This is a genomic window from Macellibacteroides sp., assembly GCF_050251695.1.
Classification (GTDB): domain Bacteria; phylum Bacteroidota; class Bacteroidia; order Bacteroidales; family Tannerellaceae; genus Macellibacteroides; species Macellibacteroides fermentans.
Window position 1 is genome coordinate 19057 of the sequence record NZ_JBFWMI010000042.1, and the last position, 8702, is coordinate 27758.

Genomic DNA, 8702 nt, shown 5'->3' on the forward strand with positions numbered 1-8702 from the left:
GCGGGATGACTCAATTATTGAATCAACTTTATTAAGTATATTAACGTTTATGATGTTGTATTTTCCTTTATAGTATATATTTGTGTTTTATATTTCATTTAATCTAAAATGCTATGGAACAACAAAGATTACAGTCTCTGGATGCCTTGAGAGGCTTCGATATGTTATTTATTATGGGTGGAAGTTCCTTTTTTGTCGCTTTAAGTAAATTTTTGCCTGCTTCAATTGGTGAGGCGATTGCAAGACAGATGGAGCACACTGCCTGGTCTGGTTTTACATTCTACGACATGATTTTTCCACTTTTTCTATTTATTGCCGGAATTTCATTTCCCTACTCATTGTCTAATCAGCAAGCGAAAGGGATTCCCAGAAAAACAATTTATTTACGTATTCTGAAGAGGGGTTTTATATTAGTCCTTTTAGGTATTGTATATAATGGCGCTTTGCAACTGGCCATCGGCGAAATAAGGTTTGCCAGTGTGTTAGCCCGAATTGGTATTGCCTGGATGGTTGCGGCCCTGATTTTTATGAACGTAAACAGATTGGGACGCGGTTTTATTTGTGCTTTTATTCTTATTGGCTATTGGCTTCTTCTGGCCTTTGTTCCTTCGCCCGAAGCAGGAGGTGCAGATCCGTTTAGTATGGAGGGCTCAATTGTAGGTTATATAGACAGAATAGTTGTTCCGGGTCGTCTCCATCTCACTATTCACGATCCCGAAGGATTTATGTCTACTTTCCCGGCTATTGTCTCAGCAATGCTCGGTATGTTTGCGGGAGAATTGGTTAAAAGTTCGGCCGAAAAACTTACTCCTATGAAGAAAGTGGGGTGGTTACTTTTGGCAGGATTCTTTTTGTGTATTATAGGCAAAGCGTGGGACGTTCTTTTTCCAATAAATAAGAATCTCTGGACAAGCTCGTTCACATGCTATGTAGGAGGATTATCAATGATCTTGTTCGCCATTTTCTATATGATCATCGATGTTTGGAAATATCGTAAATGGACCTTGTTCTTTACCGTGATAGGATTAAATTCCATTACTATTTATCTGGCTCAGAGGATTATTAATTTTGATGGGATCTCTAAGTTCTTCTTGGGAGGAATTATAAAATTCTTACCTGAAAATCTGGCTTTTCTGGTATCTTCTATCGGTTACATAGCGGTTTGTTGGGGCTTCCTTTACTTTCTATACAAGAAGAAAATATTTTTGAAAGTGTAAACGGATGTCAACGGATACTCTTCGCGATTAGATACGCAATAAATTTTGTAACTTTGCACCCTGTTATAATGTAAAAACGGATAATCCGTTTACGGAAAGGAAAAAGTATATGAATATTGCAGCATTGGTTTCGGGAGGAGTAGATAGTTCGGTCGTGGTTCATCAGCTGAAAGAGGCTGGGTATGATCCTACTATTTTTTACATCCGGATTGGTATGGAGGATAAAGATGGTTACATTGATTGTCCGGCTGAAGAGGATATTGAAATAACGACTTATATTGCCCGGAAGTATGGATGTAAGATGGAGGTGGTGTCACTTCATGAAGAATATTGGGAGAATGTTGTAAGTTATACGATTGATGCTGTAAAAAGAGGTCTTACCCCGAATCCTGACATGATGTGTAATAAGCTTATTAAGTTTGGTTGTTTCGAACAAAAATGGGGGAAAGAATTTGATAAAACGGCTACCGGACATTACGCAACTACTACCGAGTTAAACGGTAAGGTTTATCTGTCAACGGCTAAAGATAAATTTAAGGATCAGACTGATTTTTTGGCTCAAGTGGATTATTTGCAAATATCAAAGCTTATGTTCCCAATAGGGAATCTGCTTAAGTCGGAAGTTCGCGATATTGCAGAAAAACAAGGACTTCCAAGTGCAAAACGGAAGGATAGTCAGGGAATCTGTTTTCTTGGAAAGATCAACTACAATGATTTTATCGAACGTTATCTGGGTAAACGCACGGGTAAGATAATAGAATTGGAGACCGGTAAGATTTTGGGTAAGCACAATGGTTATTGGTTTCATACCATCGGACAACGCAAAGGTCTTGGTTTGAGTGGCGGTCCCTGGTTTGTAATCAAAAAAGATATCAGACGAAATATTATATATGTTTCCAATGGCTATGGTGTTGAAACACAATTTGGCAAAACTATTAATCTTCAGGGATTCAATTTTATCACTGAAGATCCGTGGGGAGAATTTGATGATGAAAGAGAAATTACATTCAAAATTCGTCATACTCCAGAATTTACGCATGGACGAATCCGCAGAATAGGCGATCTTTACCGGATTGAGTCCGACGAGAAGATCCAGGGAATAGCTCCCGGACAGTTCAGTGTCGTTTATGATAAAGAGAGCCACCTTTGTTTGGGAAGCGGGATGATAATAGACGATCAGGTTTAATCCTGTTTAATCATACACATAAAAAAAGGCTGTCCTATTCAGGACAGCCTTTATAATTATTATTTTGGTGTTAAATAACGTACAGTGTGCTGATGGATTGATCATTGCAAACGCGACGAATTGCTTCTGCAAACATGTCGGCAACCGAAAGAACTCTAACCTTTTCACATTTGTTTGAATAGGGAATCGAGTCGGTAAAGATCATTTCTGTAAGAGATGATTCTCCAACGCGGGTAGAAGCCGGGTCACTCATTACAGCGTGACTAGCAATAGCACGAACCGATTTTGCTCCATTATCCATCATCAGGTTGGCTGCCTTTGTAATGGTACCTGCAGTATCAACCATGTCGTCAATCAGCAGAACATCCATTCCTTTTACATCTCCGATAATTCTCATTTCAGCAACTTCGTTAGCACGTAAACGAGACTTGTGACAGATAACCATAGGTACTCCAAGGTATTTAGCATAGCTGCTGGCACGTTTTGTCCCACCAACATCCGGAGTGGCAATTACAAGATTTTCCACATTCAATGAATTCTTTATGTAATCAAGGAAAATTGCCGACGCATATAAATGGTCTACCGGAACATTGAAAAAGCCTTGAATCTGATCTGCATGGAGGTCCATCGTGATTAATCGGTTGATACCAGCTACAGCAAGCAGATCTGCCATCAATTTAGCTCCGATAGATACACGCGGTTTGTCCTTTCTGTCTTGACGAGCCCATCCGAAGTAAGGAATCACGGCAATAATTGAATGTGCAGAAGCACGCTTTGCAGCATCAATCATCAGTAATAATTCCATCAGGTTGTCCGCATTTGGAAATGTAGACTGAACCAAGAAAACATCTTTTCCGCGAATTGATTCTTCGTATGAAACCGAAAATTCTCCGTCGGCGAAGTGTTGAATGTTCATTTGTCCGAGAGGACAACCTAGACTATTGCAAATTTTCTCTGCAAGATACCGGGAGTTGGTTCCCGAAAACACCAAGAAAGGAGTTTGTGCACTCATTATCTGAATATTTATCTTATTTGTGAATGATCCGTAATGTTCCGCAAAAGTACAAAACATTATTGTAATAATGTTCTATAACATCAAAAATATTGGCTCAAATTTTATTTTGACTCATAGGTAAACTTTAGTGCTTTCCCCGAAAATGCAGGAATAACCACTTTGAAAGGGCACACATGAGTGAGTGTACTAATTGAGGTTTCACCTGAAAGCAAATCTGTTAAACCTGCAGCTTCATTGTCATTTATTCCCAAATATGCAAAGGCTTCTTCCGGGATTCTGACCTGAACAGTTTGCTCGGATTTGTCAAAATTAGCCAAAACTAATAACACCTCATTGTCATGCTTCCGCATAAATGCATATTGCCTCCCTGTATTAAAACATTTATTACTGGTATTAGCATAGGACAGGTCATAAAACAGACCGCTTGTTATAGCCTTTTCTGTTCTTGCGATGCGTAATATTTTTTTATAAATGTTTCTGATTTCACACTGTTTCTCTGTAAGTCCGGTTTCATCAAACCGCCCATTGTTAACCCAATTCCTTACCGATTTAATACTCCAATAGTCAAATATTGAGGTACGACCATCCACTCCGCTGAAACCTTCTTCATCCATTCCGGATTCGCCTAATTCTTGCCCAAAATAGATCATTACCGGATTTACATGCATGAAGGCTAAAACCATCATGGCTGGAATCCCTGAGCGAGCATTACCTGCAAAAAAATTGGAGGCAATGCGTTGTTCGTCGTGATTCTCCATAAACGCGAGCATCTTATCCTGGAAACCCTCTACCGCCTGCCAGCATTTAGTAATGCTGCAGGCCGAAGTTTCTTTTCTTATTACAGCTTTTAGTGTGTCGTATAATCCCACTTTGTCATACAGATAGTCAAATTTTCCTTTGGATAGGAAGATCCGGTAGAGGGACGGATTATAAACCTCTGCAATGAAGCATACCGGATAACAGTTGGTAACGTGGGTGATTGCCCAATGCCAGAACTCGACAGGAACCATTTCTGCCATATCGCAACGAAATCCGTCAATGCCTTTTCCTGCCCAGAACATTAAAATTTCCAGCATCTTATTCCATGTGTCCGGAATCGGATTGAAATAACTTACTTTTCCATTGGCATAGTCCACTCCATAATTTAATTTAATGGTTTCGTACCAGTCATTCATCCCGGGATTAGCGGTAAAACAGTCGTTCCCAGTAACCTTGGCAGGAAATTCACTGTATTCAAAGTCCTCTTGCTTGGCTCCGAAGTGGAATTGGAGGGTTTGTCCGGGTAGATAATAGAAATTATTACCGGGACTAAAAGCCTTCGACGTATTATCGGTCTGTCCCAGATCTACAATGAATGACTCCTTCGCATCCGAATGATACTGACGTGAAACATGGTTCGGCACAAAGTCAATGATGACTTTCAATCCTGCCTTATGTGTCCTTTCGATAAGGGCCTCAAATTCGGCCATGCGGTTTGGAACATCATCTGCCAGATCCGGATCAACATCGTAATAGTCTTTTATAGCATAGGGTGATCCGGCTTTCCCTTTTACAATGGCAGTATGATCTCGACGAATATTATAAGCAGAATAATCGGTCTTAGTAGCATGTTCTATAATTCCGGTATACCATATATGGGTTACTCCCAGCTCTTTAATGGATTTTAGGGCAGTATGTGTAAACGATGAGAATTTGCCTGAGCCATTCTCAGCAAGACTGCCATTTTTTACACATCTATCATTCATGTTGCCAAATAGCCGGGGTATAACCTGATAGATAATTGGTTTATCTTGTTGTTTCATAATTACAGTTTTATAATTGTATTACACCGAAACCTTTATTAAAAACACTTTAATCTGTTTGTAATTCTTTTTTCCTGGCAGAAAGAGCCCGAACCAGCGTTTCATGTTTGTTTTCATTTATTACCTTTTCAAAGGCCTTTACCGCTGCTGTATAGCCAACGCCCGAAATAAGATCTACATTTTCCAGATCAAAGGTTTTAAATTGTCCAAATTCTTCGGCCTCAATCAGAACATCGCACATTATCCGATCTTCCAGCGTATTGGCACGAAACATATAATGATAAGACCTCTCGGCTATATGCATCAGGGTCTGTTTGTATTTCTGAGGTATAAGCGGCGTAACATTTACTCCGATAATTTTATCACATTCTCCTCTGATGATAGACACCGGGAAATTATGAAAAAGTCCGCCGTCAACATAATGTATTCCTTTAATTACGACCGGATTGAAAATTATAGGCACACTGCATGAGGCAGTTACGGCTTCAACGATAGGTCCAGTTCTGAACTCATGACTTTCACCATTATCAAGATCTGTTGCCATAACGACCATGGGTATTTGCAGATCCTCAAAATTTTTGGCTCTCAAATGACGTTTTAGAAAGTATCGGAAGCGTTTACTGTCGAAAAGTCCGGCTTTGGGAATTTGTAATTCAGCAAATTCAGAAAACTCCCTTCCGGTAAAGAGATCCTTAATTTCATCAGCAGAATAACCATCGGCAAACAAAACGCCCATTAGAGCTCCGGCACTTGTGCCAGCAATAATGTCGGGCTTAAGTCTGCATTCTTCCATAAGCTTAAATGCCCCAATGTGCGCAAATCCTTTTGCCCCACCACCGCTAAGTACAAGGCCTAGTTTGTGTTTTGTATTATTTGTATTATCTTTCATTAATTGTTATTTAATTAGCATGAAACAAATATGCTACAATTTTTTCTGGATTTACTGTATTGTTTATTAAAAAAGAACAAATATGTAAAGGATAATAGTCTGCCAGTAAATTCCGAATATAAATCTTTTAAAGATACAGAGAAGAGTTGACAGAACCATCGTTTATGTGTAAATTTAACATCTGTCGCTTAAATGTAATAAATAAATGCTATTATCTTTGCACACACAACAACAAAACAACAGCATTATGTCAATGTCTCGCTTTAATGCAGTAGAAAAAGCTTCAAATAGAAAAGCCGTTGAAGCAATTACACCAAACGAAAAGGTCTCGGAATATTTTGGAGAGAACGTATTTAACCGAAAGGCGATGAAAAAATACCTCTCGAAAGAAACCTACAAACTTCTTACCGAAGCAATAGATAGCGGAACAGCAATAGATCGTGAAATAGCCAATCATGTGGCTGCCGGGATGAGAATGTGGGCGTTGGAGAAAGGTGTTACTCATTATACTCACTGGTTTCAGCCTCTAACCGACGGAACAGCCGAAAAACACGATGCTTTTGTTGAGCACGATGGTACGGGAGGAATGATTGAAGAGTTTAGCGGAAAACTGCTTGTACAACAGGAACCGGATGCTTCCAGTTTCCCCAGTGGAGGGTTACGTAATACCTTTGAAGCCCGAGGATATTCGGCCTGGGATCCTTCATCTCCTGCTTTTATAGTGGATGATACATTATGTATTCCGACTGTTTTCATCTCTTACACCGGAGAAGCACTTGATTATAAAACGCCTCTTATCCGCTCCATAGAAGCATTAAATCGGGCGGCTGCCGATGTTTGCCGTTATTTTAACCCGGAAGTGAAAAAGGTGATTAATTACCTTGGATGGGAACAGGAATATTTCCTGGTAGATGAAGATTTATATACGGCACGTCCAGACTTATCGCTTACAGAACGTACCCTGATGGGCCACGAAAGTGCCAAAAATCAGCAGTTGGATGATCATTATTTCGGAGCCATTCCTTCACGGGTGCAGGAGTTTATGAAAGATCTTGAAATTGAATCCTATAAATTGGGCATCCCAGTTAAAACACGTCATAATGAAGTTGCTCCCAATCAATTTGAGTTAGCCCCTATCTACGAAGAGTGTAATTTGGCTAACGATCATAATCAGCTTATTATGTCTGTAATGAAACGTGTAGCCAGACGTCATAATTTCAGAATTCTGCTTCACGAAAAGCCTTTTGCCGGTGTGAATGGTTCAGGGAAGCACAACAATTGGTCGTTAGGTACCGATTCGGGTATTAACCTGTTATCTCCCGGAAAGAACAGAGAAGAAAATCTTCGGTTTATTACTTTCGTCGTAAATACGATGATGGCTGTATATAAACATAATGCGTTGTTAAAGGCCAGTATCGCTTCGGCCAACAATGCGCATCGTCTGGGTGCTCACGAGGCACCTCCCGCAATCATCTCTATTTTCCTGGGAACGCAGATTTCTGAAATTCTGGATAAATTCGAAAATAGTTCCATTGAAGATGCGATTCAGGTAGACGATAAAAAGGGTTTGAGTCTTGGTGTTGGCCAGATTCCGGAATTACTTCTTGATAATACAGACCGGAACCGTACCTCTCCATTTGCTTTTACCGGTAATCGTTTTGAGTTTCGTGCCGTAGGATCGTCAGCAAACTGTGCTTCAGGATTGTTGGCATTAAATTCGGCAGTGGCAGATCAGCTGAATCAATTCTATAACTGTGTGGAAACGCTTTGTGCCTCGGGAAAACCGAAAGAGGAGGCTATCTATGAAGTATTGAAAAGCTATATCAAAGAGTCTAAACCAATCCGGTTTGATGGAAACGGTTACAGCGATGAATGGAAACAGGAGGCTTTATCACGTGGCTTGGATTGCGAAACCTGTGTACCTTTGCAGTATGATGCCTACGTAAAACCTGAAACAATAAAGATGTTCAATAATGTAGGTGTCCTCTCTGAAAAAGAATTGTATGCACGTAATGAAGTGAAATGGGAGATTTATACCAAGAAGGTCCAAATTGAGGCCCGCGTTCTCGGAGACCTTTCACTGAACCATATTATCCCGGTTGTTATACGTTATCAGACGGTGCTGTTGGATAATGTAACAAAGATTCAGCAATTATTCAACGGATCCAGTGAGGAGCTTACAGCTGAGCCGCTGAGACTTATCAAACGTATTTCCGGACACCTTAACGCTGTTAATTCAATGGTGTTTGAGATGGTGGAAGCCAGGAAGAAAGCGAACAAAATAACGGATCAGCGTGAGAAAGCTTTGGCCTACCATGATACGGTAGTACCCTATCTGGACAAAATCAGAGATCACCTGGACGATCTTGAATTGATGGTCGACAATCAGATGTGGCCTTTGCCCAAATACAGAGAGTTATTGTTTATCCGATAATAAAGAAAGGGGAGTCTCAATATACTGGACTCCCCTTTTTATTGTTCGCCCAGCACGAACGTATTCTAACGGGTGCAAGTCCCCAACGCGCCCTAACAGCGGGAAGCGTCCAGCCAACGACAAGGGTGTTCATCGCGAGGTGTAATCTGAAGGAAGTCT

The 8702-nt window shown here is 40.3% G+C and carries 6 protein-coding genes; 3 read left to right on the plus strand and 3 right to left on the minus strand.

The annotated features are described in order from the left end of the window. Positions 1–113 precede the first annotated feature (113 nt). Together AB7E53_RS08030 and mnmA are read left to right on the plus strand one after the other, a co-directional pair. Entirely contained in the window at positions 114–1217 is a 1104-nt protein-coding gene (locus AB7E53_RS08030) for an acyltransferase family protein (protein ID WP_446775102.1), read from the plus strand. Positions 1218–1326: 109 nt separating this feature from the next. Beyond that, entirely contained in the window at positions 1327–2403 is a 1077-nt protein-coding gene (gene mnmA / locus AB7E53_RS08035) for a tRNA 2-thiouridine(34) synthase MnmA (RefSeq protein WP_179399575.1), read from the plus strand. A gap of 70 nt (positions 2404–2473) precedes the next feature. Here the strand turns inward: mnmA and AB7E53_RS08040 are convergent, their stop codons facing one another. The 3 genes from AB7E53_RS08040 to AB7E53_RS08050 all read right to left on the minus strand — a co-directional run bounded on the left by AB7E53_RS08040 (position 2474) and on the right by AB7E53_RS08050 (position 6109). After that, complete coding sequence (locus tag AB7E53_RS08040) at positions 2474–3415, minus strand: ribose-phosphate pyrophosphokinase (protein WP_446775104.1); 942 nt, start codon at positions 3413–3415, stop codon at positions 2474–2476. Between the two features lie 104 nt (positions 3416–3519). Next, positions 3520–5220: an alpha-amylase family glycosyl hydrolase gene (locus tag AB7E53_RS08045; RefSeq protein WP_446775106.1), complete on the minus strand. Its 1701-nt coding sequence runs from the start codon at positions 5218–5220 to the stop codon at positions 3520–3522. A 49-nt stretch (positions 5221–5269) separates the two neighbouring features. Then, the gene (locus tag AB7E53_RS08050) at positions 5270–6109 is read right to left on the minus strand and encodes a patatin-like phospholipase family protein (protein ID WP_079683708.1); all 840 of its coding nucleotides are present in this window, start codon (positions 6107–6109) and stop codon (positions 5270–5272) included. 247 nt (positions 6110–6356) lie between these two features. On the opposite strand from AB7E53_RS08050, the gene AB7E53_RS08055 reads away from it, so the two are divergent. Beyond that, positions 6357–8543, plus strand: a complete 2187-nt coding sequence (locus AB7E53_RS08055) for a glutamine synthetase III family protein (protein ID WP_079683709.1) — start codon at positions 6357–6359, stop codon at positions 8541–8543. Positions 8544–8702 lie beyond the last annotated feature (159 nt).

Bases quoted from the DNA above. Each gene is read 5' to 3' on its own strand.
- AB7E53_RS08030 (WP_446775102.1), top strand. From the start codon at position 114: ATGGAACAACAAAGATTACAGTCTCTGGATGCCTTGAGAGGCTTCGAT.
- mnmA (WP_179399575.1), top strand. From the start codon at position 1,327: ATGAATATTGCAGCATTGGTTTCGGGAGGAGTAGATAGTTCGGTCGTG.
- AB7E53_RS08040 (WP_446775104.1), bottom strand. From the start codon at position 3,415: ATGAGTGCACAAACTCCTTTCTTGGTGTTTTCGGGAACCAACTCCCGG.
- AB7E53_RS08045 (WP_446775106.1), bottom strand. From the start codon at position 5,220: ATGAAACAACAAGATAAACCAATTATCTATCAGGTTATACCCCGGCTA.
- AB7E53_RS08050 (WP_079683708.1), bottom strand. From the start codon at position 6,109: ATGAAAGATAATACAAATAATACAAAACACAAACTAGGCCTTGTACTT.
- AB7E53_RS08055 (WP_079683709.1), top strand. From the start codon at position 6,357: ATGTCAATGTCTCGCTTTAATGCAGTAGAAAAAGCTTCAAATAGAAAA.